We start from the raw sequence: 22404 nt of genomic DNA, 5'->3' as shown, positions 1-22404 counted from the left end.
GGCTCAATCCGGCAGCGGTTCGCCGCGGTAGAGGGCCTCGAAGGTGTCGAGCGTGCGGTTGATGTCGTGCACCGCGACGCCGTCGAGCGAGGCCTGCTGCATACGCCGTCGTTCGTCGGGGTCGGCGGTGAGTACGTCGGTGAGGCGCGCAGCGAGCTCGTCCACATCGCCCGGCGTGAACAGGTATCCGTTCTCACCGTCGTGCACGAGGTGGGGGAGGGCGACCGCGTCGGCGGCGACGACGGGCAGAGCCGACGCCATCGCCTCCATGGTGGCGATCGACTGCAGTTCGGCGATCGATGCGATCGCGAACACGCTCGCGCGGGAGTACAGGCGTCGAAGCTCATCGTCACTGACGTGCCCGTGGAAGACGACCCGATCGCCGAGCCCGAGATCGCGCGCGAGGTTCTCGAGGTTCTTCCGCTGGTCCCCACCCCCGACGATGTCGAACCCGACCTGGAGAGCCGGATCGAGGGTCGCGATCGCGCGGAGGACGACGTCGATCTGCTTCTCGGTGGTCAGACGCCCGACGAACAGCACACGGTTCTGCGGACGCGGTTCCAGGTCGGGGGTGTAGTTGCTCTCGTCGATGCCGCAACTGACCGGGATCACGCCGGAGACGTCGATGGTCGACTCGAGGAAGTCCGCGGCCTTGCGGGTCGGTGTCGTCACGGCGCGCGTCATCGACAGCGTCCGCTCGGCATCGCCCCACGCCCATCGGATGATGGCGTCGGTGGTCCGCTTGGGCAGCACCGAGAAGTCGAGGATGTTCTCGGGCATCACGTGGTTGGTCGCCACGATCGGGATGCCGCGCTCGTTCGCTTCGTGCGCGAGTCCCCGCCCGATGATGATGTGTGACTGAATGTGCACGACATCCGGCTTGACCTCGTCGAGCACTTTCCGCGCGTACGGCTTCGCACGCCACGGCCAGACGAACCGCAGCCAGTCGTGCGGAAGCCACCGCACCGACGGCAGGCGGTGCACCGTCATCTCCGCCCCCTCGACGACCTCGACGCGCGGACGAACGCGACGGTACCGCTGGTTCGGCGCGACGATGTGCACATCGTGCCCGCGGCCGACCAGACCGGCGGCGAGACGCTCGGCGAAGCGTGCGGCTCCGTTGATGTCGGGCGCGAAGGTGTCGCAGCCGATGACGACGGTGAGGGGACGGCGAGGATCGGGCGTGGCGGGATCTGTCACGGGGTGCGGGCTGCCTATCTGTGCGGCGCCGAAGCGCAGCGGCTGTCTGCGGAATGGGGCGGCGCGGGGTGGATCGCACCGGTCGCGCGCGCGTCAACTGTACCCGAGCACCCTGCCGATTCCGGGGACCGCAGAACCCGTCCTCGACCGCCCACTCAGGAGATCGAAGGATGCGCCCTCTACGCTGGGCGCATGCCGCGACTGCACGCTGATGCCGACGAGCACCTGTGGGTTCCCGTGACGGGGTCGTTGGGCTTCAAGGGCCGCCGTCACCGCAAGGCCGCGATCCGGATGCTGCTGACGCAGGCCAACCGCGCCGCCGGATCCGGGGAGCGTCCGGGCAGCGGGTTTCTCGCCTGGGTGATGAGCCAGGCGACGCCACTGTTGATGAAGCGGGCGAACGGGCGCGTGCTGGTGTGGGTGTGGAAGAGCGACCCGGACCTCCTGGTGGCGATGGCGCAGATACAGGAGGCGACCTCGCAGGCACGTGCCGCGCGAGCCATGATGCCCATCGAGTACGACGACACCGAGTCGTTCCGCAATCCACACCTGGGGATGGGCGAGAAGCTCGTGATGCCGCTGCCGGCCGACCCCCGGACACCTCCGTTCGCGACCTACACGTGGGACACCGGATCGCACTTCGTGACGGTCACCGCGGTCTGCGCCGACCGCGAACGCTTCGGTACCGTCATCGGCTCCCTGGACGACCTGGCGCGTTCGATCCGCGTGGTCGACGACCTCACGGTGGGTGAATCCGAGGACGTCCTCCGGATCGACCCCGCCTGACCCGTCCCGCGCACTCCGCCTGCGCCGCGCCTGCGCCGCGCCCGCGCCGCGCGAAACGTCCCACCCGATACGCTCCGCAGTCACGACACGCGCATCCCCCCACCCCGAGACCCGCAGAAGCCGACTGCGGAGCGGCGGGGATGCGGAGCGGGAACGGGGAGGGGAAACCGTTCAGGTGTGGGCTACCCGCCGGCAGGACGGCGCGCTAGCCTCGGCGAAGACCCTTCGTCGTCAGAAAGGCACACCATGCCCGAGTTCCGCTATGGCCCCGTCGAGCTCTATCTCGTCGGCTTCGAGGGCGAACGCCCCGACGCCGGCACGATGGGCGCCCTGTCCGACCTTCTCGAGAACGGCCTGGTGCGCCTGCTCGATCTGGTGCTGATCTCCAAGTCGGACGACGACGATGTGACCATCGCCGAGATCGAAGCCGACGAGTTCGCCCTGGAACTGCACGAAGTCGGCATCGCCGGCGAAGAGGACATCGCCGAGCTCGCCGAGCTGGTGCCGCCGGGCGGATCGGCCCTGCTGGTCGCTCTCGAGCTCGTCTACGCGCGCGAGCTGGCCGAGCGGGTCAGCTCCTCCGGGGCGGTCGTGCTGAGCGCCGAGCGCATCCCGGCACCGGTCGTCAACGCCGTCATGGACCTGGCCGACGAGGCCTGAGAGAAGAGGAATCATCATGCCCATCCGAAGAGTAGGTCGGCCCGGCCTCATCGGACTCGCCGCCCGCACCGCTGTCGTCGCCGGCACCGCCAGCGCGGTCAGCGGCTCCATGTCGAACAACCGCCAGCGCAAACAGCAGGCGGAGTACGAGCAGCAGCAGTATCAGGCGGCCCAGCAGCAAGCCGCGATGCAGCAGGCCGCTCAGGATGCGGTGGCCCAGCAGCAGGCGGCACAGGCCGCCGCCGCCCCGGCGGCTCCCGCCGCGCCTGCGGCTCCGGCCGCGGGCGGTGTCGACATCGTCGCCGAGCTCCAGAAGCTCGCCTCCCTCAAGGAGGCCGGGATCCTCTCCGACGACGAGTTCGCCGCCGCCAAGGCGAAGCTGCTCGGCTGAGCCTCAGCGCATCTTCTTCGCGATCCCCGTCGGTGCGTCACCGGCGGGGATCGTCGCATCCACGTCCCCCGACAGCCAGCGCAGCCACCCGGTGTTCGGATCACCGTCGAGCACGAGCGCCCGCACGAGCAGAGTGAGCGGAATCGACAGGATCGCGCCGAGCGGGCCGATGATGAAGGTCCAGAAGATCACCGAGAAGAAGCTCAAGGTCAGCGAGAGGTTGACCGCGTCGCTGACGAACTTCGGCTGAATGAGAACCTGCAGGGTCACATTCACCACGCAGTAGATGGCCACGACGATGAGCATCATCGGCCATCCACCGACCACCAGCGCGAGGATCGCGGGGGGCACGAGCCCGAGGACGAACCCGATGTTGGGGACGAAGTTCGTCACGAAGGCGAGGATCGCCCACACGAGCGGGGCGGGGATACCCAGCGCCCACAGTGCGAGGCCGTCGATGACGGCGACGATGAGTCCGAATGCGGCGTTGACGACGTAGTAGCGCCGCACGCTGCTGTTGTAGGCGGCGATGCGGTCGACGGTCGGGCGGATCCCGCGGCCGAAGGTGGCCTCGGCGCGCGAGTAGCGGGACGCGTCGGCGGCCATGAAGATCACGTATGCGAGCACGAAGAAGAACGCCGTCAGCGCGGCGAGTACGCTCCCGCCGACGGACGAGGCGACCGACAGCAGCGTCGAGGGGGACAGGATCGATGCGGTGGTCGCGGCGATCTGGTCGTCGATTCCGAAGCCGCGCAGCCAGTCGATGAGAGCGAGCGCGGACTGTTGCAGATCGGACGCGAAGTCCTGCACAAGTCGACCGAATTGCACACCGGCGAAGGCGAGCATGAGGGCGAGCACCGCGAGGATCACGTACCCGAGCACGATCACGGCGGTCGTCGCCGCCCATCGCGGCCAGCCCTTGCGCCGGAGGACGGGACCGACCGGCTGGCAGATGATGACGATGACCGCCCCCAGCACGAGCGGTCCGACCAGATCCCGACCGAGCGAGAGGCCGACCAGCACCACGACCGACGCCGCGAGCCCGAGCACGATGCGCAGCGCGGGGGGCAGCGCCGGTGTCGGGGCGGGTGCGGGCGCAGGTTCGGGAGCGAAGCGTTTCACGGTGCCAGGCTAGGGGGTCGACGGGCGGTCGGAAGAGGGAGGGTCCCCGCCGGGCTGGCCGAGGCGCACGGCGAGATCGTCGATCTGCGCGGCGAGCGCCCGGATCTGACCGCGTGTGGCCGCCTCACCGGTGTCGTCTGCGCCGGCGGCCGCCTTCTCGAGGACCCACGATGCGAAGGTGGCGGAAACGACGCCCACGACGGCGATACCACCGGTCATGAGGAGCACGGCGATGATGCGCCCCCAGGTGGTCACCGGCGTGTAGTCGCCGTACCCGACAGTCGTGATGGTCACGAAAGCCCACCACAGCGCGTCGCCGAAGGTGGTGATGTTCGAGTCCGGTGAGGCGCGTTCGGCTTCGAGGACGGTGAGTGCCGCGACCCAGATGAGGATGAACGCGGCACCTGCGCCGTAGACCGCGATGCGGGCACGGAGTGCCGCCCCCGCGGTGCGCTGCAGGACATGGATGACGGTGAGGGCCTTGAGAAGGCGCAGGGGCCGCAGGGCGGGGATCACGACGACCGCGAGATCGAACAGGTGGGACCGGAACCACGGACCCTTGGGTCTGGCCAGCGAGAGCTGGACGACGTAGTCGACGGCGAACACGACCCAGGTGAGGAACATGACGATCCGCGCCAAGGTGTAACCCGTGCCGCCGAGGTCGGCGATGACCTGCCACGAGTAGGCGATGATGAACGCGAGCGACGCGATGATGAGTGGCCAGTACGTGATCTGCTGCCACCGTTCCGACGTCATGCGTACGAGCCTAGGAGCGCCTTCCGTCGTTGCCGCGAAGCCTCGCCGCCCTCGTCTTTTCTGTCGCGGCGGCTCACGCGTGGGCGTCGGCCTGGAGGGCGGCGGCGTTGCGGATGAAGAGGATGATCCAGGCGAAGACGAGCACCCCGGCGACCAGCTCGACCGCGGTGAGCGTGTAGACCCCCGTTGCGAACATGATCGCCAGGACCGCGATCACGGCGATGAAGACCCACCCCAGGGTCAGGAAGGCGCGGGCGATACCGGGGATCCACCATTTGAGGGCGATGACGAGCACACCGAACGCGACCGCCATTCCCGAGGCGACGCCGGTGTGCAGCAGGAAGAAGTCGTCCACCGGGAAGATGCCGACGCAGGTCAGGAAGACCCCGACGACGATGAGGGAGTTCCGAGCGTTGCGCGCCCCGTGCGGATGCGGGGTCGGGATGCCGACGGTGACGTACCGGGCCAGGGTGGTCACGATGAAACCGGCGACGATGAGGGTGAGGTTGAACGCGAACGCGGACAGGTCGTCGGTCATGCCGAGGGCGCTGAGGTTGAGCTTCCACCACTGCGGGTCGCTCGCGGTGAGCATCGCCGTGATGACCCCCTCGACGAGGAACACCGCGAGGATGATCGCCAGCAACGACAGGTCCATGTGGGTCGCCGAGTAGAAGACGACGTAAGCGGTGACGAAGGCCGTGGCGCCGGCGAGCGCGATCAGCGCGACCGGGTACACCTCGGCGCCGATGAAGCTGCGCTCCAGGATGGTGGCGAGCACCGTCCAGGTCAGCAGCGCGATGATCGCGTGGGCGAGGGCGAGGGCGGCGACGTCGAGATAGTCGAGCAGCTTCAGTCGCGCGCGACGCTGCGCGATGCGCAGGATGGCGCGGCCCGCACCGAAGGCGACGAGGGCGACGGCGGCCGACGCGATCGCGACGAACTGGCCGATCGAGTCGGGTCCGGCGATGGGAGCCGCCTCGAGTCGGAACACCGGGAGGGTGACCAACGCGACGACGATGAACGCGCTGACGCCGGCGCTCAGCGACAGCGACTCCATCGACCTCTCGGTCGTCCCGTCGAATTCCTCGCGTGCCGCGGCGCGCAGTCTCTCGGATCGTCGCGTCGGGGCCGGTGCGGATTCGCTCACGAGCAGAACACTATCGATGCCACCCCCGGCGCGGGAGATCAGTGGTCGGTGTCGTCGTCGCCGGGCGGGAGGGCGCGATGAGGACGCCACAGCACGACTTCGGTCGCGCGTCGCACCCGCGTGCCGTGCCGCAGGGAGATGACGGAACCGGTCGCGCCGGCGGCGAACACCCGCGCACCGGGGCGACGTTCCAGTTCGCTCTTCATGCGGTCTTCGAGGTCGCGTACGCGCAGATGCAGTTCGCGAACCCGATTCTCCAGTTCGATGATGCGGGAGATCGCCGGCAGGCTCATGCCTTCCGCCGACATCCGCGAGACCTCCTGCAGCTGCGCGACGTGGCGCAGGGAGTAGCGGCGGGACCCGCCTTGCGTGCGGGCGGGCACGACCAAGCCCAGCCGGTCGTACTGCCGGAGGGTCTGTGGATGCATCCCGGCCAGCTCGGCCGCCGCGGCGATGGCGAGGATCGGGGCGTCCTCGTCGATCTCGTCGGGATCAACCATGTCCTCGCCTCGTCTTCCGTGTCGTGCTCGTCTCCGTGCTCCGCTCAACGACCGGACCGGTCCGTCCAGTATCCGGTCGTTGAGCGGGCGAAGCGAGACGAAACGCTAGGTGCGCGCCTTCGCCATGAGGTCGGCACGCGGATTCTCCTTGGGTTCGAGAGCCTGATAGGCCTCGAGCGCCTCCCGCGCCGCGTCGTCCAGGTGGGCCGGAACAGCGACCTGCACCTCCGCGAGGAGGTCTCCGGTGCCCTTCTGCGTCTGAACGCCGCGCCCCTTGACTCTCAATACCCGGCCCGACGGCGTGCCGGGTGCCACGCGCAGCCGCACGGGGTCGCCTCCGAGGGTGGGCACCTCGATGGTCGAGCCGAGCGTCGCTTCGGTGAAAGTGACGGGAACGGTCACCCGCAGGTTCAACCCGTCGCGGGTGAAGACCGGATGCGGTCGCACGGCGACCTGCACGACGATGTCGCCGGTCTCCCCGCCGTCCGGCGAAGGTCGACCTCGGCCGCGAAGACGGATCTTCTGACCGTCGCGCACGCCGGCGGGGATCTTCACCTTGAACGGCTTGCCGTCCTCGCCCTGCAGGGTGATGGTCTCGCCCTTGGTGGCGGTGACGAAGTCGATGGTCGTCCGCGCGGTGACATCCGCCCCGCGTGTGGGACCACCGAACCCCTGGAATCCACCGGTCGGCTGACCGAACCGACCCGAGCCGAAGCCTGCTCCGCGTCCACCCTGCTGCTGGTTGAACATCGAGAAGATGTCGTCGAAGTCGGCACTGTCGTAGCGACCACCGCCACCGCGGCCCTGACCGAACATCGAGAAGACGTCTTCGAAGCCGCCGCCCTGACCTGCGCCACCGGCGGTGAAGCGCGCCCCCGAGCCCATGGCCCGGATCTGGTCGTACTCCTGACGTTGCTCCGGATCGCTCAGCACGGCGTAGGCCTCGCTGATCTCCTTGAACTTCGCCTCGGCCTTGGCATCCCCCGGGTTCGAATCGGGGTGGTAGGTGCGCGCGAGCTTGCGGTAGGTCTTCTTGAGGTCGGCGTCGCTGACCTCCTTGGAGACACCGAGGACCTTGTAGAAGTCCTTGTCGAACCAGTCCTGACTCGCCACGTCTCCTCCTACTCCGCCGGAACGGCGACCACGACCTTGGCCGGACGCAGTTCGACCGATCCCAGTCGGTATCCGACCTCGACGACTTCGAGGATCGTCGGAATCTCGGTGCCCGGCGTCGGCGCCTGGAAGATCGCCTCGTGGTGCTGCGGGTCGAATGCCTCGCCGGCCGCACCGTAGGGCTCGATGCCCATGCGCTCGACGACGCTCCGCAGCTTCTCGGCGATCGCGGCGAAGGGGGTGCCCTCGCTGAGGTCGCCGTGCTTCTCGGCACGGTCGAGGTCGTCGATCACCGGCAGAAGCCCCTTGGCGACGGAACCTTTGGCGCGCTCGATCTCGATCTCGCGCTGCTCCTCGGTGCGTCGACGGTAGTTCGCGTACTCGGCCTGCAGGCGCTTGAGGTCTCCCAGCAACTGCGATTCGAGATCGGCGAACACCTGGTCCTCGGCGGAGTCCGCCTCAGCGGCATCCTCCGACTGCTCGGCCCCGAGGATGTCGTCGACGGTCAGCGCCGGATCCTCCGGCTGGGGGTCGGAGGCCTGAGCCTCCGACCCCTCATCACCGGGGACCTCGTTGTCGGGGACCTCGTCGGGTCCCTGGTCGAAGTCCTTGGGCATGGTTACTTCTTCTCTTCGTCTTCGTCGATGACCTCGGCGTCGACGACGTCCTCATCGGACTCCGTCGAAGCCTGCTCCTCCGACGCGCCGGCGTCGGGGGCGGCCTCCTCGCTCTGCGACGCCTGGTAGATGGCCTCGCCGAGCTTCTGCTGGCTCTGGTTCAGCTTCTCGAAAGCCGTCTTGACGGCCTCGTCGTCGTCGCCCGCGAGCGCAGACTTGAGGGCGTCGACGTCGGCCTGGACTTCGGTCTTGACGTCTTCGGGCAGCTTGTCGCCGTTGTCGGAGATGAGCTTCTCGACCGAGTACGAGGTGGTCTCGGCCTGGTTGCGCACCTCGGCGGCCTCGCGCCGCTTCTTGTCCTCGGCGGCGTGCTCCTCAGCCTCGCGCACCATGCGGTCGATGTCCTCCTTGGGAAGCGAGGAGCCCCCCGTGATGGTCATCGACTGCTCGGTTCCGGTGCCCTTGTCCTTGGCCGACACGTGCACGATGCCGTTGGCGTCGATGTCGAAGGTGACCTCGACCTGCGGGATGCCGCGCGGGGCCGGCGCGATGCCGGTCAGCTCGAACGTACCCAGCGGCTTGTTGTCGCGGGTGAACTCACGCTCACCCTGGAAGACCTGGATGGCCACGGACGGCTGGTTGTCGTCGGCGGTCGTGAAGGTCTCGCTGCGCTTGGTCGGGATGGCGGTGTTGCGCTCGATGAGCTTGGTCATGATGCCGCCCTTGGTCTCGATTCCGAGGCTCAGCGGGGTGACGTCGATGAGCAGAACGTCCTTGCGCTCACCCTTGAGGACACCGGCCTGCAGGGCGGCGCCGACGGCGACGACCTCGTCCGGGTTCACGCCCTTGTTGGCGTCCTTGCCGGTCTCCTTCTTGACCAGCTCGGCGACGGCGGGCATGCGGGTCGACCCACCGACGAGCACGACGTGGGCGATGTCGGCGACCTTGATGCCGGCTTCGCGGATGACGTCCTCGAAGGGCTTCTTGGTGCGGTCGAGGAGGTCCTTGGTGAGGTCTTCGAACTTCGCGCGCGAGAGCGTCTCGGACAGCGACACCGGGCCGGACTCGGTCAGCGAGAGGTAGGGCAGGTTGATCGAGGTCGACGACGAGCTGGAGAGCTCCTTCTTCGCCTGCTCCGCGGCCTCCTTGAGGCGCTGGAGCGCGATCTTGTCACCGGAGACGTCGACGCCGGTGGTCTCCTTGAACTGCTTGATCAGGTAGTCCACGACGCGCTGGTCCCAGTCGTCCCCACCGAGGCGGTTGTCGCCGGAGGTGGCGCGCACCTGGATGGTCGAGAAGTCGTCGTCCTTGCCCACCTCCAGCAGCGAGACGTCGAAGGTTCCGCCACCGAGGTCGAAGACGAGGATGAGCTCGTCCTCCTGGCCCTTGTCAAGGCCGTAGGCGAGCGCCGCGGCGGTCGGCTCGTTGATGATGCGGAGCACGTTCAGGCCCGCGATCTCACCGGCCTCCTTGGTGGCCTGACGCTCGGCGTCGTTGAAGTAGGCCGGAACGGTGATGACGGCGTCGGTGACGGTGTCGCCCAGGTACTCCTCGGCGTCGCGCTTGAGCTTCATGAGGATGCGCGCGGAGATCTCCTGCGGCGTCCACTTCTTGCCGTCGACGTCGAATCCCCAGTCGGTGCCCATGTGGCGCTTGACGCTGGAGACGGTGCGGTCGACGTTGGTGACGGCCTGGCGCTTGGCGGTCTCACCGACGAGCACTTCGCCGTCCTTGGTGTAGGCGACCACCGAGGGGGTCGTCCGGAAGCCCTCGGCGTTCGCGATCACCTTGGGCTCGCCGCCCTCGAGGACGCTGACGACGGAGTTCGTCGTACCGAGGTCGATTCCAACAGCACGGGGCATGTCTTCTCCTTCTGGATGAGGCCGAGCGGGTGCGGGGCCTGGGTTGTCTACGAAAAGTCGGGGTCGACCCAGAGACCTGAGCCGATGTGACTCAACAGTAGACCGCCCGGTTCGCCGTGTCAAATGAACTTGATATGAGTTGGCTCAACTTTCGATCCGCCGGGACTGTCGCCGCGCACTCCACGCCGCGAATCCCTTCGCGTCCGGGACACGGGCCAGAAGCGGACCCATGATGATCGTGATGAGCACGTACGCCGTCGCCAGTGCCGCGAGGGACCGGTCCACCCCGGCGCCGATCGCGAGCCCGGCGATGACGATCGAGAACTCCCCGCGCGGCATGAGCGCGAACCCGGCGCGCCACCGTCCGGCCTCGCCGACCCCGCTGCCTGCGGCGGCGAGGTATCCGGTGAGCAGTTTCGTGCCCATCGTCAACGCCGCCAACCCCAAGGCGGGGACGAACATCGGCAGCAGGTCCGCGGGGTCTGTGGACAGGCCGAAGAAGAGGAAGAACACCGACGCGAACAGGTCCCGCAGCGGGGTGAGCATCTGTTGGGCGTGCCGCGCGACCGGGCCCGAGATGGCGATACCGACGAGGAAGGCGCCGACCGCGGATGACACGCTCGCCTGGGCGGCCAGGCCCGCGACGATCAGGGTGACACCGAGCACCGTCAGCAGCAGCACCTCCGCGCTCCGTGCGGACACCAGCCGTGACACGACATGACCGTGCCGCAACGCGATGAACAGGATCACCGCGACCGCGGCCACCGCGATCACGACGGTGAGGATGCTCGCGCCGAGGCTGAGCCCCAGCAGCAGGGCCGTCAGCAGCGGCAGGTAGAAGGCCATCGCGAGGTCTTCGATCACGAGGATCGACAGCACGACCGGTGTCTCGCGGTTGGCGAGCCGGCCGAGGTCCTGCAGGAGCTTCGCGACCACCCCGGACGAGGAGATCCAGGTGATGCCGCCGAGCGCGACGGCGGCGACGGGACCCCAGCCGAGGAGCAGACCCACTGCCACGCCGGGAAGGGCGTTCAGCAGCATGTCGACCACCCCGGCGCGGCGCGACGTGCGCAGGCTGCCCACGAGCTCGTCGGCCGTGTACTCCAACCCGAGCATCAGCAGGAGCAGGACGACGCCGATCTCGGCACCGACCTCGATGAACTCCTCGCCGGCGGCGAAGGGGAGAAGCCCGCCCTCACCGAAGGCGAGACCCCCGAGCAGGATCAGCGGGATGGGGGAGATGCCGAGCCGGCCGGCCAAGCGACCGAGGAGCGCGATCCCCAACAGCAGCGCGCCGAGCTCGATGAGCACGAGCGCGCTGTGATCCATGCCGTCCTCAGCTGCCCTCGATGATGCGGGTGAGCATGTCGAGCCCCTGCGGAGTGCCGATCACGACGAGCAGATCGCCGACGCTGAGCACGTCCTCCGGTCCCGGCGCCGGCGAGACACCGCCGGCGCGGACGATCGCGACGATCGAGCACCGTGTGAGGGTGCGTGCCCGGGTCTCCCCGAGGGGCCTGCCGGCGTAGGGCGAGTCGGCGCGTACGGGGACCTGGGCGGTCGACAGCCCGTCGACCTGGTCGCGGAGGCCGGCGATCTGGGTCAGGATGACCGAGCCACCCAACACCTCCGACAGCGCGGTGGCCTCGTCGTCGCTGATCTCCACCGCCACCTCGGCACGGTCGGGATCGTGCGGATCGGCGACGGCGAGTTCGCGACCTCCGTCGCGGAACGTGATCACGGAAAGGCGTCGCCCGGCCGCGGTCCGGACATCATGACGGATGCCGATCCCGGGCAGTTCGGTGCGCTCGACGTTGACGGGCATGGCCACATCCTCGCATCATGAGGCCATCCCCGCGTGTCCTTCGCCGGGAACCGGCCGTTCACCGAAAGGTCATACCGTGACCGACATGCCCCTTCCCGAGAGCCCCTCGCCCGAGTCCGAGAATGCCTCCGCGACGATCGGCAACACCTCCGAGACGCGAAAGCGCGGCGTGCTCGCGTGGGCGCTGTGGGACTGGGGATCGGCGGCGTTCAACGCGGTCGTGACCACGTTCGTCTTCAGCACCTACCTGGCCAGCAGCCTGTTCGTCGATCCGGCGATCGTGGATGCGGCCGGTGGCAGCGACGACGATCCCGCGCTCGTGGCCGCCCTGGCGAACAACGCCAGTGTGGTCGGACTCGCCCTCATGATCGCGGGCATCCTCATCGCCGTCCTCGCCCCCGTGCTCGGCCAGCGGTCCGACGGCAGCGGGCGGCGCAAGTTCTGGCTGGGCGTGAACACGTTCGTCGTCGTCGGCGCGATGGCGGCGATGTTCTTCGTCGAGGGGACCCCGGCGTACCTCATTCTGGGCGCCACCCTGCTGGCGGTCGGCAACGTGTTCTTCGAGTTCGCCGGGGTCAACTACAACGCGATGCTCGTGCAGGTCTCGACGCGCAAGAACATGGGCCGCGTCTCCGGTTTCGGCTGGGGCATGGGTTACGTCGGCGGCATCGTGCTGCTGCTCCTGCTGCTGGTCCTGTTCATCCAGGGGTTCGGTGTCGATGGCGCCGCGGGCGTCCTCGGCATCCCCACCGACGACGGCCTGAACATCCGCATCGCCGTCGTCGCATCAGCGGTGTGGTTCGGCGTGTTCGCCGTGCCGGTGCTGCTGAAGGTGCCCGAGATCCCCGCGGCCGAGCGGCGCGTGCGGGTCGGCTTCTTCCGCTCCTACGCCGTGCTGTGGGGCACGCTGGTGAAGCTGTGGCACGGCAACCGCCAGGTGCTCATGTTCCTGCTGGCCAGCGCCGTGTTCCGCGACGGACTGGCCGGCGTGTTCACGTTCGGCGCGATCATCGCGGCACAGGTGTTCCGCTTCTCCCCCAGCGAGGTGCTCTACTTCGCCGTCGCCGCCAATGTCGTCGCCGGCGCATCCACGATCCTCGCCGGACGCCTCGACGACCGGTTCGGACCGAAGAACGTCATCATGGCGTCGCTGATCGGGCTCGTGGCGACCGGCACGGTGGTGCTGTTCATCGGCACCGCGCAGATCGGCTTCTGGATCGCCGGGCTGCTGCTGACCGCCTTCGTCGGTCCGGTGCAGTCGGCGAGCCGTTCGTTCCTGGCCCGCATCACCCCCGAAGGGCGCGAGGGCGAGATCTTCGGCCTCTACGCCACCACGGGCCGCGCGGTGTCGTTCATGGCGCCGGGCCTGTTCGCCCTGTTCGTCGCGATCTCCGGCGACACCCGTTTGGGGATCCTCGGCATCACGCTGGTGCTGCTGGTGGGGCTGGCGCTCATGATCCCGGTGAAGGCGAAGCAGGCCGTCATCGACTGAGGACGGCCTGCTTCGCCGGGGCTTCAGGGCGCGATGATCACTCGGGTGGGTGGGCACCGACGTCGGTGCGCGAGGCCTCGATCTGGGTGACGGACGGATCGACCCGTTCGGCGGGCGACGCCCCCCGGCCGCTCGCCACCCCCTCGCCGTTCCCGTTCGTGGTGTCTGAACGGCGGTGCATCCACCGAGGCAGTCGCGGCCAACGCACACCGCGCTGGTCGGGCTCTTCCACATCGAGGCCGTAATAATCGCCGATCCGCTCCACGAACGCCGCGCGTTGCGCGTGGTCGTAGGCGCGGCGTTCTCGCTGGAAGGCGACGATCGTGGCCCAACAGATGAGCAGCATGACGACGCTGAACGGAAGCGCGATCGTGATCGCCGCGGTCTGCAAGGCGGTCAGGCCGCCGGTCAGCAGCAGCGAGATCGCCAGCAGCGCCGTCACCAGGGTGAAGAAGGTGCGGATCCACTTCGCCGGCTCCTGGTTGCCCCCGGTGGCGATCATGCCCATCACGAGCGCACCCGAGTCACTGGAGGTGATGAAGAACACCGCGACGAGCACCATCACGCCGATGGTGAGCAGCGTCGTGCCCGGGAAGTACCCGAGCAACTGGAAGATGGCCCCCTCGATGTTCACCGAACCGTCCGGGAGGGTCATCGACCCGGGCTGGGTCATCTCGAGGTACAGCGCTGATCCGCCGAGCACGGCGAACCAGAGGATGCCGAGCAGGGTCGGCACGCCGATCACGCCCAGCACGAACTGACGCACCGTGCGGCCGCGGGAGACGCGGGCGATGAAGATGCCGACGAAGGGTGCCCACGAGATCCACCAGCCCCAATAGAACGAGGTCCACGACGCCTGCCAGGCCTCACCGGCCTCGCCCTGGAAGGCGCTGACGGTGAAGGAGAGACCGACGAAGTTCTGGATGTACGACCCGATGGACTGCACCCATTCGCGGAGCAGGTACTCGGTCTGACCGAAGATCAGGATGTACAGCAGCAGCAGCCCGGCGAGCACAAGGTTCGTCGACGACAGCCACTTCATGCCGCGGGTCACGCCCGAGAGCACCGAGGCGAGCACGCAGACGGTGATCACGCCGATGATGAGCACCTGCAGGCCCTCACTCGGCTCGGCGATTCCGGCCGCGTCGAGGCCCGCGCTGATCTGGAGCACGCCCAGGCCGAGCGACGTGGCGACACCGAACACGGTGCCGGCAAGCGCGACGACGTCGATCGCGTGGCCCCACGGGCCCTCGACACGCTTCTTGCCGAGGACCGGCTCGAGGGTCCAGCGGATGGAGATCGGCCTCCCGCGGCGATGGATGGCGTAGGCGAGGCTGAGGCCGACGATGACGTATATCGACCACGCGGTCACGCCCCAGTGCAGGTACGTCTGCGTGAGAGCTGCCTGCGCCAACGCCGGCTCCTCGCCGGTGACGCCGGGGCGCGGTGAGACGAAGTGGCTGAGCGGTTCGCTCACGCCGTAGAAGACCAGACCGATGCCCATCCCGGCGGCGAACAGCAGGGAGAACCAGGCGCCGATCGAAAACTCCGGTTCGTCGTCGTCACGGCCGAGCTTGATGTCGCCGAAACGCGAGAAGCCGAACATGATCGCGATCGCGACGAAGATCGCGGCGATCAGCACGTAGTACCAGCTGAACGCGTCGACGATCGTGTCTTGGATGCCCGCGAACAGCGCCTCGGCGGCAGCCGGTGCGAGGATCGCGAAGCCGCTGAAGGCGAGGATCACACCGGCAGCGGGCCAGAACACCCACGGCTGCACGCCGCGGCCGGTTGCGAGGGTGGGGGTGGAGATCACCCGCTCAGAGGGATCGGTCCCGGCGGGAGCGATCTCCTTCTCGGATTCGGGTGGGTCGACGGCGGGCCCGGTGTTCGTCTCGTTGTCGCTCACGGCTCCACGGTATCGACCGACGCGGAATCGCCGCGAGTGGTCGCCACCGGTTGCGACCACTCGCTATGCTCGTGGGTTCCTTTCCGCATCCGGCCACGCGTCGGCGAGCTTGCCGAGCAACCGCGCGAGCTCTGCACGCTCTGCGTCGGTGAAGTCCGTGAGGGCCGCGCGGACCGCATCCGTGCGCTCACCGCGGAAGCTTCGGGCGATCGCCGCCCCCTCCTCCGTGAGGGCGATGCGGGTGCGCCGCGCGTCATCAGGATCAGCTTCCCGCCGCACCATCCCGGCCTGCACGCCCTGCTGCACCAGACGCGACGCCCGTGGCTGGTCGACACCGATCCGCTCGGCCAGCTCGCTGACGCTCAGCGGGTCGGTCGCCCCCGCGAGCACGTCCAGCATGCGCACACGCGCGGGCCCTCCGAAGCGCGGACCGGCGTGGGGCCCACCGAATGGTCGCGCACCCGGCCACTCGGGACGACCTCGTTCGCCGACCCCCGGCTTGCCGTGCGGATGGTGTCCACCCTCCCACGGGGGACGGGGGAACCGGCGTCCGCGCAGCCGCGCGAGGGCGGCGGCGATCGCGGCCGCGGGATCGGTCGCTCGAGAGTCGGGCATGCGTCGAATTTACATGCCTCTTGACATGCACACGGGTTACATGTCATTGTGCATGTACTTGCTTTTTTACATATATCCGAGGAGTCCCCGTTGACAACCCCTGAAACCTCCCGCCCGATCGGCTTCTGGCTCCGCGCCCTCGATGCCGCCCTCACCCACGAGATCGACGAGCGCCTCGCCGCGGAGGGCGCGAGCCGCCGTGACTGGACGCTGTTGCACACCCTCGACCGTTCCGTCGACGCGTCGAACCCGCCCCGGCGCGGACCGGGTCGCGGCCGCCACCTGCACCACCTCGCCGACCGCGGGTGGATCGAGCAGTCGAGCGACGGCGGCTGGTCGCTGACCGAGGCGGGCCGTGACGCGAAGCACCGTCTCGGCGGCCTCGTCGACGGCGTCCGCACCCGCGTGATCGACGCCGTCGGCGAGGCCGACTACGACACCACCGTGCGAAGCCTGGCCGCCATGACCTCCGCGCTCGGCGGGGATGCGCTCGACGAGCCGGGCCCCTTCGGTCGAGGCCGGTTCGGCCGCCGCTTCCACGGCCGTCGCGCTCCCCACGGACACCACGGATGCCGCGATCACGCGGACCACGAGGGAGACGCCGGTGACGAGCACGGCAATCGCCACCACGGCTTCGGCCCACACGACCCGGGTCACGACCCCCGCCGCACCCCCGCCACCTGACCCGCATCCCGTTCGATGTCGGAAAATCGGCCCGATGTCGGAGGATCGCGGCGTGATTGTCCGACATCGGCGTAATTGTCCGACATCGGCGTGATTGTCCGACATCGCGGTCGGCGCATCGCAGGGCGCAACGCTGCGCCGGGGTTCCGGACGGGAGTCTACCCGCGTAGACTGCGGCGCATGGCGACGCCGACGGACGGGACGCGCGACGACGCGGGACGCGTCCGCCGGGTGACGCGCGCCGATGTCGCGCGCGCCGCCGGCGTCAGCACCGCGGTGGTCAGCTACGTCATGAACGACGGGCCACGACCGGTCGCGCCGGAGACAGCCGAGCGCGTGCGTGCGGTGATGGCCGAACTGGGCTACCGACCCAACTTCACCGCCCGCGCACTGAACCTCGGCACCACTCACACCCTCGGCCTGGTGCTGCAGGACACACTCAACCCCTTCTTCGCGGAGCTCGCACAGTCGCTCGAGCGCGCCGCCTCCGCACGCGGCTACCACCTCGTCGTCGCCGAGTCCCACGGCGATCCCGCAACCGAGCAGCGCCTCGTCGCCGAGCTCACCGGGCGGCAGGTCGACGGGCTGCTCCTCATGAGTTCCGGCGACCGGTGGCGTGACCCGGCACCACGGGATCCCCGAGATCCGCCCACGGTCCTCCTCGACTGCGCCGGCCCCGTGGCGGGGCGGCACACGATCGGCCCGGATGCCGCCGACGGCGCGCGCGCCGCGGTCACCCATCTCGCGCAGACGCATGGTCGCCGCCGCACCGGCTTGGTCATCGGGCCCGACGGTCTTGCCAGCCCCGACCCGCGAATCGTCGGCTGGCGAGATGCGATCGCCGCGCACAGGGTGATCGAGGGTCCCCTGATGATCGAGACGTGGAGCAACGCCGGCGGTTACCGCGCCGCGCGACGCCTGATCGAGACCGGGACACTCCCCGACGCGCTTTTCGTCAGTTCCGACGCGCAGGCGATCGGCGTGGTCCGGGCACTTCTCGAAGCCGGCGTCGACATTCCGCGCGAATGCCCGCTGGTGAGCTTCGACGGCACGCGCGCCGGGGAGTACACCTGGCCGGCGCTGACCTCGGCGCGGCAGCCGGTGGGCGAGATGGCCGACCTCGCCCTCGACCTCCTCACCAGCGAGAGGTCCACCCCCCGCCACCACGCGTTCCCCGTCGGGCTCGTGCTGCGCGAGTCGTGCGGCTGCCCACCCACTCCGCCATCGGTCGCGTCCGACCACTGATCCGAAAGGCCCTCCGTGACCGCATCCACCTCCGTCTCCGTCCGCCGCACGGTCTCCCTGCGCGCGGCGGGCGTCTCACTCGTCCTCGACCTCTCCGACGACCTGCTCCCCGCCGTCGTCCACTGGGGCGCCGACCTCGGGTCGCTCACGACCGAGGACGAGGCTTCCGCGCTCACGGATGCGGGCGTCAACCCGGTCGGGCTGAACCAGGTGGATGAGCCCGTCCGCGTCGCGATCCTCCCCGAGGGCTGGACCGGCTGGCCGGGACGCCCCGGCTTGTCCGGTTCCCGCGCGGGCCAGGCGTGGTCGCCGCGGTTCCGGGTCACCGCGCGCACCCTGGACGGATCCCCCGTCGCCGCCGGCCTCACCGAAGGTGGCGCCGGGGCCGTCCGAGTCCGCGCCGAAGATGCGGCGTCGAGCCTCGCGGTGGACCTGCACGTGGAGCTTCTCCCCGCGGGCATCCTGCGCACACGGGCGGAGCTTTCGAACCTCGGAGCCGACGAGTACACCCTGGACGCGTTCACCCTCGCCCTGCCGATCCCGTCGGTTGCCCGTGAGGTGCTGGACTTCGCCGGACGCTGGGCGCGCGAGCGCACCCCGCAACGCACCGACCTGGGAATCGGCATCCACCTCCGCGAGAACCGGCGCGGTCGCACCGGCGCCGATTCCGCGTACCTCCTGCACGCGGGCGCCCCCGGTTTCGACTTCGCCGGCGGCGAGGTGTGGGCGGTGCACACCGCGTGGAGCGGCAACCACGTGCACTACGCCGAGCGGGTCTTCAGCGGCGAACAGGTCCTCGGTGGCGGCGAGTTGCTCCTTCCCGGCGAGATCGTGCTCGGGGCGGGCGACTCGTACACCTCTCCCTGGCTGTACGGAGCGTACGGAGATGGACTCGACGAACTCGCCGGACGCTTCCACCGTCACCTGCGGGCGCGCCGGCAGCATCCCTCCTCTCCGCGCCCCGTCACATTGAACGTGTGGGAGGCGGTGTACTTCGACCATTCACTGCCGGGCCTGATCGAGCTCGCCGACCGCGCCGCGGAAATAGGCGTCGAACGCTATGTGCTCGATGACGGATGGTTCGGCTCACGTCGCGATGACACATCGGGCCTCGGCGACTGGCAGGTCTCGGCGGAGGTGTGGCCGGATGGACTCGGCCCACTCGTCGATCACGTCACGGGTCTCGGCATGCAGTTCGGCCTGTGGTTCGAACCCGAGATGGTGAACGTCGACTCGGATGTCGCGCACGCGCACCCGGAGTGGATCATGAGCGCCGACCGCGATCGTCTTCCCGTTCCGAGCCGCAACCAGCAGGTGCTGAACCTGGCGATCCCCGCCTGCTACGACTACATCCGGGATGCCATGGTCGCGATCTTGCGCGAGTACGACATCTCGTACATCAAGTGGGACCACAACCGGGACCTCGTCGAGGCGGCCGACCGCGCCGACGGCCGACCGGCCGTGCACGCGCAGACGCTCGCCTTCTACCGGCTCGTAGATGAGCTGAAGGAGTCGTTCCCGGGACTGGAGATCGAATCGTGCTCCTCGGGCGGTGGCCGGGTCGACCTCGAGGTCATCGAACGTACCGACCGGGTGTGGACCTCGGACTGCATCGACCCTCACGAGCGCCAACTGATGCACCGGTGGACGCAGCAGTTGCTGCCGCCGGAGCTGATGGGCGCGCACATCGCGTCGGGGATCTCGCACACGACCGGTCGCGGCCACTCGTTGGAGTACCGCGCATCCACCGCCGTGTTCGGGCACCTCGGCATCGAGTGGGATCTGCGGGCCGCACCGGCGGACGAATTCGCGCAGCTGGGCGCGTGGGTGGCGTTCTACAAGCGCTGGCGCGGCCTGCTGCACACCGGTGACGTGGTGCGTTTGGACACGGGCGACGAGACCTTGTTCGGCCACGGCGTGGTCTCGCGCGACCGGTCGCGCGCGTTGTTCGCGATCGCCGCGGTCGAGCGGTCGATGACGAGCATGTGCGGGCGCGTGCGTCTCCGTGGGCTGGATGCCGGGCGCCGCTATCGGGTGCGCCCGGTATTGCCGGCGGGTGAGCTTGCGGGGATGCTTCCGCCGCCATGGTGGGGGACCGGCGCGGGGGACATGGCCGCCCATTCGGCGGTCAGTGCGGAGCGGATCGCGGGCGGGTCCGGCGCGGTGTTCAGTGGTCGGACGCTGGAGCGCGTCGGAGTCGCGCATCCGGCGGTGTTCCCCGACACGACCGTGTTGTACGAGATCGAGGCGGTCGATTCGTCACGCGATTGACGGGGCCTCCCGCGGCCACCGCTGTGCCCCCCGACGACGCGGCGACCGCGGGGTGAAACCCCGGGTTTCGGTGAGAGCGACGATGTCGCTCCGGATTCCCGATGCCCCTACGTTAGAGGATTCTCATCCAGAGGGGAAGAGTCTTCTCACTTTCCGACCGAGCCCGCGTCGGTCACCCCGACGTCGCTGCGGTGGAAGTTGCGGAACGAACGCGACGCGGTCGGCCCCCGCTGGCCCTGGTAGCGGTTGGCATAGGGTCCCGAACCGTAGGGGTTCTCCGTCGGCGAAGACAGGCGGAAGAAGCACAGCTGCCCGATCTTCATGCCCGGCCACAGCTTGATCGGGAGGGTGGCGACGTTCGACAGCTCAAGCGTCACGTGCCCCGAGAATCCAGGGTCGATGAATCCGGCTGTCGAGTGGGTGAGCAGGCCCAGGCGGCCGAGGGATGACTTGCCCTCCAGGCGCGCCGCGACATCGTCCGGCAGCGTGACCTGCTCGAACGTCGACCCCAGGGCGAACTCCCCCGGATGCAGGATGAACGGCTCCTCGGGGTCGACCTCGATGAGGTGCGTGAGGTCGGGCTGGTCCTCGGCCGGATCGATGAAGGGGTACTTGTGGTTGTCGAACAGTCGGAAATAGCGGTCGAGGCGCACATCCACACTCGAGGGCTGCACCATCTGCGCATCCCACGGCGCGATCCCGATGCGTTCGGCCTGGACTTCTGCGCGGATATCGCGATCGGAGAGCAGCACGGCATCAGCCTAGCGATCCGCGCACCGCGCATCGACGCAGACCTTGTATGCTGTCGGATGCTGCGGTTTTCCGCTTGCGGGGATGTAGTTCAATGGTAGAACTTCTGCTTCCCAAGCAGACAGCGCGGGTTCGATTCCCGTCATCCCCTCCATTTGTGTCAGTTCCAAAGCTAGGTTGGATTTTCCAAAGCTAGTTCGGACTGAAGTTTCCGGACGTCTGAAATCGACCCGCGGTGACAGCTCGCTGCCGACGACCATGCTCTTGAGTGGGTCACGAGAGTCTCCAGTGGCCGCTGCTCGACCGCGCGTTTAGCGAACCGGCATCGTGTCGACACCCGAGCGGGCTATTCGCGCATCTGCGTGGATCACCCACCGGGGCGACTCCCCTGAAGTGCAAGTGTCCCCCGCGATAGCGATGCTTGGAAGATGCCCTCCCGCTCCCGTTCGACCTCGCCATGGCGCAAAACCTCACCACTCAGGGGCGCGCTCAGGGACCGCTGAACGCGCCGAATGGGCAAGACGAAAGGGTGCGGGAGCGAACTCATCGGCGGTGACGTCGCCGAGCAGGGACTTCGGGTCCGGGAACCCGATCCCCGCGCGCTTCGCTCGATAACACGTTTCAGCTAGGTGGAGTCCACCGTCGATTCGGATCGTCCCAAGTCGTTGTGGGAACTGCTGACTCCGACGTGCCGTCCGCGCTCCGACCGCCGCGCTGGAACTCTCTCGCAACAACCTCTAGCGAGTCGATGGCGCGCTCGGCGACGTCGTGGTCGTCCGTCGCCACAACAGCGCGGAGTACGCGAGTGTCGTCCGTGATCTCGATGTTCACCGTGGTCGGAGTCGTCGGATCTCCTCCTGGCGGTGTTCTTCGGCGGGCGAAGAGCAGCTTGATCCCGTCCCAGAGAGCATTCGCGCCCACGGACAGCAGGATCGTAAGCGCGACATCGATGTAGATCTGCGGGTCGGGAGCAACCGCGAACTGATATGCACGCTGGACCACGAGCCTTTCAGCTGGGACTCCTCGAAGGATGAGCTGTTCCTCGGCGCCAATCAGCGCCTCGTCCCCGAACCAAGCGTGGTCCGCACTCAACTGAAACGGCGCATCCGCCTGGTGTGGGGAGTGCTCGTCCCGCGCAAGTGGCCTCATCACCGTGGCGGACATCGCAGGATGTGAGTCGATGAAGTGCACGTCGTCGACATGCATCTCTGCCCGGAACCGCAACTCTGCGATGCCATCGCTTCGGTCTTGGACTAACACCTCAAAGTGACGAGTTCGTATCGGCTTGGTGAGATCGTGGTCCAGGTGGAAGGGGAACTGCCCACCGTCGAGATTCTCGGCGAAGCTCCGGAGAAGTGCCGCCGGGAAGGCGACGCCTCCGTACGCTTCGATGGGTTCGCTGGTCATCAAGACGCCGTGGACGGGACGCCATTCCGATTCGGCCATTTGATCATCGTGC

At 68.5% G+C, this 22404-nt stretch carries 21 protein-coding genes and 1 tRNA gene; 8 read left to right on the top strand and 14 right to left on the bottom strand.

Going from position 1 to position 22404, the window contains the following annotated elements; all coding sequences use genetic code 11:
* Window positions 1–3 precede the first annotated feature (3 nt).
* Window positions 4–1200, bottom strand: a complete 1197-nt coding sequence (locus ABD204_RS04920; RefSeq protein WP_194423549.1) for a glycosyltransferase — start codon at window positions 1198–1200, stop codon at window positions 4–6.
* 192 nt (window positions 1201–1392) lie between these two features.
* Between ABD204_RS04920 and ABD204_RS04915 the strand changes: the two genes are divergently transcribed.
* The 3 genes from ABD204_RS04915 (at window position 1393) to ABD204_RS04905 (ending at window position 3037) form a co-directional block, all read left to right on the top strand.
* Window positions 1393–1986 (top strand): hypothetical protein, encoded by a 594-nt coding sequence (locus ABD204_RS04915; protein WP_194423548.1) that lies wholly within the window; start codon window positions 1393–1395, stop codon window positions 1984–1986.
* 246 nt (window positions 1987–2232) lie between these two features.
* Window positions 2233–2646 carry a DUF6325 family protein gene (locus ABD204_RS04910; protein ID WP_194423547.1) on the top strand — a complete coding sequence of 138 codons (414 nt, stop codon included), beginning with the start codon at window positions 2233–2235 and terminating at the stop codon, window positions 2644–2646.
* Window positions 2647–2662: 16 nt separating this feature from the next.
* Window positions 2663–3037 (top strand): SHOCT domain-containing protein, encoded by a 375-nt coding sequence (locus ABD204_RS04905; RefSeq protein ID WP_194423546.1) that lies wholly within the window; start codon window positions 2663–2665, stop codon window positions 3035–3037.
* A 3-nt stretch (window positions 3038–3040) separates the two neighbouring features.
* Here ABD204_RS04905 and ABD204_RS04900 read toward each other — a convergent pair whose 3' ends face one another.
* The 9 genes from ABD204_RS04900 to ABD204_RS04860 form a co-directional block, all read right to left on the bottom strand.
* On the bottom strand, window positions 3041–4159 hold the full coding sequence (locus ABD204_RS04900; RefSeq protein ID WP_322597508.1) for an AI-2E family transporter: 1119 nt from the start codon (window positions 4157–4159) through the stop codon (window positions 3041–3043).
* 9 nt (window positions 4160–4168) lie between these two features.
* Entirely contained in the window at window positions 4169–4915 is a 747-nt protein-coding gene (locus ABD204_RS04895; protein ID WP_194423545.1) for a potassium channel family protein, read from the bottom strand.
* Window positions 4916–4988: 73 nt separating this feature from the next.
* Complete coding sequence (locus ABD204_RS04890; RefSeq protein ID WP_194423544.1) at window positions 4989–6062, bottom strand: DUF998 domain-containing protein; 1074 nt, start codon at window positions 6060–6062, stop codon at window positions 4989–4991.
* Between the two features lie 38 nt (window positions 6063–6100).
* Entirely contained in the window at window positions 6101–6562 is a 462-nt protein-coding gene (locus tag ABD204_RS04885) for a heat shock protein transcriptional repressor HspR (RefSeq protein ID WP_194423543.1), read from the bottom strand.
* 105 nt (window positions 6563–6667) lie between these two features.
* Complete coding sequence (locus ABD204_RS04880) at window positions 6668–7675, bottom strand: DnaJ C-terminal domain-containing protein (protein ID WP_194423542.1); 1008 nt, start codon at window positions 7673–7675, stop codon at window positions 6668–6670.
* An 8-nt stretch (window positions 7676–7683) separates the two neighbouring features.
* Window positions 7684–8292: a nucleotide exchange factor GrpE gene (locus ABD204_RS04875; protein ID WP_194423541.1), complete on the bottom strand. Its 609-nt coding sequence runs from the start codon at window positions 8290–8292 to the stop codon at window positions 7684–7686.
* A 2-nt stretch (window positions 8293–8294) separates the two neighbouring features.
* Window positions 8295–10154, bottom strand: coding sequence for a molecular chaperone DnaK (gene dnaK / locus ABD204_RS04870; protein ID WP_194423540.1), 1860 nt, complete (start codon window positions 10152–10154; stop codon window positions 8295–8297).
* Window positions 10155–10298: 144 nt separating this feature from the next.
* On the bottom strand, window positions 10299–11483 hold the full coding sequence (locus tag ABD204_RS04865; protein WP_194423539.1) for a cation:proton antiporter: 1185 nt from the start codon (window positions 11481–11483) through the stop codon (window positions 10299–10301).
* Window positions 11484–11490: 7 nt separating this feature from the next.
* Window positions 11491–11979 (bottom strand): cation:proton antiporter regulatory subunit, encoded by a 489-nt coding sequence (locus tag ABD204_RS04860; RefSeq protein WP_194423538.1) that lies wholly within the window; start codon window positions 11977–11979, stop codon window positions 11491–11493.
* A gap of 85 nt (window positions 11980–12064) precedes the next feature.
* Between ABD204_RS04860 and ABD204_RS04855 the strand changes: the two genes are divergently transcribed.
* Window positions 12065–13471 carry an MFS transporter gene (locus ABD204_RS04855; protein ID WP_194424235.1) on the top strand — a complete coding sequence of 469 codons (1407 nt, stop codon included), beginning with the start codon at window positions 12065–12067 and terminating at the stop codon, window positions 13469–13471.
* Between the two features lie 37 nt (window positions 13472–13508).
* Here the strand turns inward: ABD204_RS04855 and ABD204_RS04850 are convergent, their stop codons facing one another.
* The gene (locus tag ABD204_RS04850; protein WP_322597567.1) at window positions 13509–15287 is read right to left on the bottom strand and encodes a BCCT family transporter; all 1779 of its coding nucleotides are present in this window, start codon (window positions 15285–15287) and stop codon (window positions 13509–13511) included.
* A gap of 156 nt (window positions 15288–15443) precedes the next feature.
* Window positions 15444–15995 carry a MarR family winged helix-turn-helix transcriptional regulator gene (locus ABD204_RS04845; protein WP_194423536.1) on the bottom strand — a complete coding sequence of 184 codons (552 nt, stop codon included), beginning with the start codon at window positions 15993–15995 and terminating at the stop codon, window positions 15444–15446.
* Window positions 15996–16085: 90 nt separating this feature from the next.
* Here ABD204_RS04845 and ABD204_RS04840 point away from each other — a divergent pair, with 90 nt between their 5' ends.
* The 3 genes from ABD204_RS04840 to ABD204_RS04830 all read left to right on the top strand — a co-directional run bounded on the left by ABD204_RS04840 (window position 16086) and on the right by ABD204_RS04830 (window position 20195).
* A complete protein-coding gene (locus ABD204_RS04840) occupies window positions 16086–16679 on the top strand; it encodes a hypothetical protein (RefSeq protein ID WP_194423535.1) in 594 nt (197 codons plus the stop codon).
* Between the two features lie 180 nt (window positions 16680–16859).
* Window positions 16860–17924 carry a LacI family DNA-binding transcriptional regulator gene (locus ABD204_RS04835; protein ID WP_194423534.1) on the top strand — a complete coding sequence of 355 codons (1065 nt, stop codon included), beginning with the start codon at window positions 16860–16862 and terminating at the stop codon, window positions 17922–17924.
* Between the two features lie 15 nt (window positions 17925–17939).
* A complete protein-coding gene (locus tag ABD204_RS04830; protein WP_194423533.1) occupies window positions 17940–20195 on the top strand; it encodes an alpha-galactosidase in 2256 nt (751 codons plus the stop codon).
* Window positions 20196–20341: 146 nt separating this feature from the next.
* On the opposite strand, the gene dcd is transcribed toward ABD204_RS04830, so the two are convergent.
* Window positions 20342–20947 (bottom strand): dCTP deaminase, encoded by a 606-nt coding sequence (gene dcd, locus ABD204_RS04825; RefSeq protein WP_194423532.1) that lies wholly within the window; start codon window positions 20945–20947, stop codon window positions 20342–20344.
* A gap of 78 nt (window positions 20948–21025) precedes the next feature.
* Between dcd and ABD204_RS04820 the strand changes: the two genes are divergently transcribed.
* Window positions 21026–21099 (top strand) — tRNA-Gly (locus ABD204_RS04820).
* 467 nt (window positions 21100–21566) lie between these two features.
* Here the strand turns inward: ABD204_RS04820 and ABD204_RS04815 are convergent.
* Window positions 21567–22391, bottom strand: a complete 825-nt coding sequence (locus tag ABD204_RS04815; RefSeq protein WP_194423531.1) for a hypothetical protein — start codon at window positions 22389–22391, stop codon at window positions 21567–21569.
* Window positions 22392–22404: the final 13 nt, after the last annotated feature.

The organism is Microbacterium aquimaris (genome assembly GCF_039531285.1).
GTDB classification, from domain to species: domain Bacteria; phylum Actinomycetota; class Actinomycetes; order Actinomycetales; family Microbacteriaceae; genus Microbacterium; species Microbacterium aquimaris.
The sequence above is the reverse complement of the archived record's forward strand: the minus strand, read 5'-3'. Positions and strand labels throughout refer to the sequence as shown.

What these genes read in the sequence shown, in the direction of transcription:
- ABD204_RS04875 (WP_194423541.1), bottom strand. Translation starts at nt 8,292, where the DNA reads ATGCCCAAGGACTTCGACCAGGGACCCGACGAGGTCCCCGACAACGAG.
- ABD204_RS04885 (WP_194423543.1), bottom strand. Translation starts at nt 6,562, where the DNA reads ATGGTTGATCCCGACGAGATCGACGAGGACGCCCCGATCCTCGCCATC.
- dnaK (WP_194423540.1), bottom strand. Translation starts at nt 10,154, where the DNA reads ATGCCCCGTGCTGTTGGAATCGACCTCGGTACGACGAACTCCGTCGTC.
- ABD204_RS04815 (WP_194423531.1), bottom strand. Translation starts at nt 22,391, where the DNA reads ATGGCCGAATCGGAATGGCGTCCCGTCCACGGCGTCTTGATGACCAGC.
- ABD204_RS04905 (WP_194423546.1), top strand. Translation starts at nt 2,663, where the DNA reads ATGCCCATCCGAAGAGTAGGTCGGCCCGGCCTCATCGGACTCGCCGCC.
- ABD204_RS04895 (WP_194423545.1), bottom strand. Translation starts at nt 4,915, where the DNA reads ATGACGTCGGAACGGTGGCAGCAGATCACGTACTGGCCACTCATCATC.
- ABD204_RS04865 (WP_194423539.1), bottom strand. Translation starts at nt 11,483, where the DNA reads ATGGATCACAGCGCGCTCGTGCTCATCGAGCTCGGCGCGCTGCTGTTG.
- ABD204_RS04910 (WP_194423547.1), top strand. Translation starts at nt 2,233, where the DNA reads ATGCCCGAGTTCCGCTATGGCCCCGTCGAGCTCTATCTCGTCGGCTTC.
- ABD204_RS04835 (WP_194423534.1), top strand. Translation starts at nt 16,860, where the DNA reads ATGGCGACGCCGACGGACGGGACGCGCGACGACGCGGGACGCGTCCGC.
- ABD204_RS04855 (WP_194424235.1), top strand. Translation starts at nt 12,065, where the DNA reads ATGCCCCTTCCCGAGAGCCCCTCGCCCGAGTCCGAGAATGCCTCCGCG.
- ABD204_RS04860 (WP_194423538.1), bottom strand. Translation starts at nt 11,979, where the DNA reads ATGCCCGTCAACGTCGAGCGCACCGAACTGCCCGGGATCGGCATCCGT.
- ABD204_RS04845 (WP_194423536.1), bottom strand. Translation starts at nt 15,995, where the DNA reads ATGCCCGACTCTCGAGCGACCGATCCCGCGGCCGCGATCGCCGCCGCC.
- ABD204_RS04915 (WP_194423548.1), top strand. Translation starts at nt 1,393, where the DNA reads ATGCCGCGACTGCACGCTGATGCCGACGAGCACCTGTGGGTTCCCGTG.